This window comes from Quyinboa ferrireducens (assembly GCF_042436675.1).
Lineage (GTDB): Bacteria > Bacteroidota > Bacteroidia > Bacteroidales > UBA5342 > JBHJHP01.
On record NZ_JBHMVA010000070.1, the window covers coordinates 1 to 1,216 of the forward strand.

General features: G+C 36.2%; 1 protein-coding gene. It reads left to right on the forward strand.

Annotated features, from left to right (window positions below):
* Positions 1-120: 120 nt before the first annotated feature.
* Positions 121-588 (forward strand): hypothetical protein, encoded by a 468-nt coding sequence (locus ACE01N_RS20445; protein WP_380592928.1) that lies wholly within the window; start codon positions 121-123, stop codon positions 586-588.
* Positions 589-1,216: the final 628 nt, after the last annotated feature.

Here is a 1,216-nt window from a genome sequence, read left to right on the forward strand (position 1 = left end):
TATGCCGTCGTTTTCGGCTTGACAGTCTCCACTTCGTGGGACAGTCAACCGCACGACACCATACCGCGGGAACGTTAGTGGCAAGCGGGAAAAAAGTAATTGGATTTATAAAAATTACCTATGATTAAATTAAGATTTACGAATAGTATCAAGATTACGATAGACCAATTCAGACCAGAAATAATTTCAGATTCTTTAAAATCAATTGGATTTAAAAATATCAAAGTTAATGATGATACTGTTCTATTTAAATGTGATATCAAAGATCAAGAACTTGAATCTTTTCAAAGAAAGTATGGCGATGGAAAATTATCATTCAAACAAGATGTTGACTTAATTAAAATTACTATAATTACAGATATCAAAAATGGTTTTAGGTTTTCATTACTATTCACTTTGACACTAGTTATAATAACTATATATTCTGGACTAACTACGGACAAAAATATTGAAAATACATTCCTATTTGGAGGAGCATTATTACTTTCATTCATTTTAGAATATTTTATTGATAGTTCAATGATTAATTATCAACAAAAAAAATTATTGAAACTGATTGATAAAGAGATTAGAACCGCCAGCCACTAACACGCGGTCATAGTGCATGGCAGTACTTTTAAACCAAATAATTCAACGTTCGCTGCAAGCTCTTTTCGTCCTGACAGTTCCTATCCTATCGGACAGAAACTGCCACGACACCATACCGCGGGAACGTTGTATTTAATACCGGGATTAGTTGTTTGATTATTTTAAACTGGCTTCCACCCTCTTTCGGCTGAAGCGGGAACGTTCTTTTTAAAATTGGATCATCGTTTGATTTAAACCAGGTGTCGGGTGGAATCTCAGTCTACACAACTTTGAAGATTCGTAGTTTGACGCAATATCGTTTGGGGTTGACGCAATATCGTAGAGTTTTTGATTTACATTATCCGGCTATGGGCGGCTGAATCTCATTTGATTTACCGAAGTGTTTAATTTGCGAAACCGTTCAATTAAAGAGCTCCGGTGAGAGAAAAAAAGAAGGTACTAAATACAACACGCGGTCATACTGCATGGCAGTATTTTTAAACAAAATACTTCAACGTTCGCAGGCTGTCTCTTTTGTCTTGACAGTTCCTTTCCCGTCGGAAAGAAACTGCCACGACACCATACCGCGGGAACGTTGTGGGCAAGCATGAAAAGACTTAAAGATTTGCATTAGACCATGAGTAAGAAA

Bases quoted from the DNA above. Each gene is read 5' to 3' on its own strand.
- ACE01N_RS20445 (WP_380592928.1), top strand. From the start codon at position 121: ATGATTAAATTAAGATTTACGAATAGTATCAAGATTACGATAGACCAA.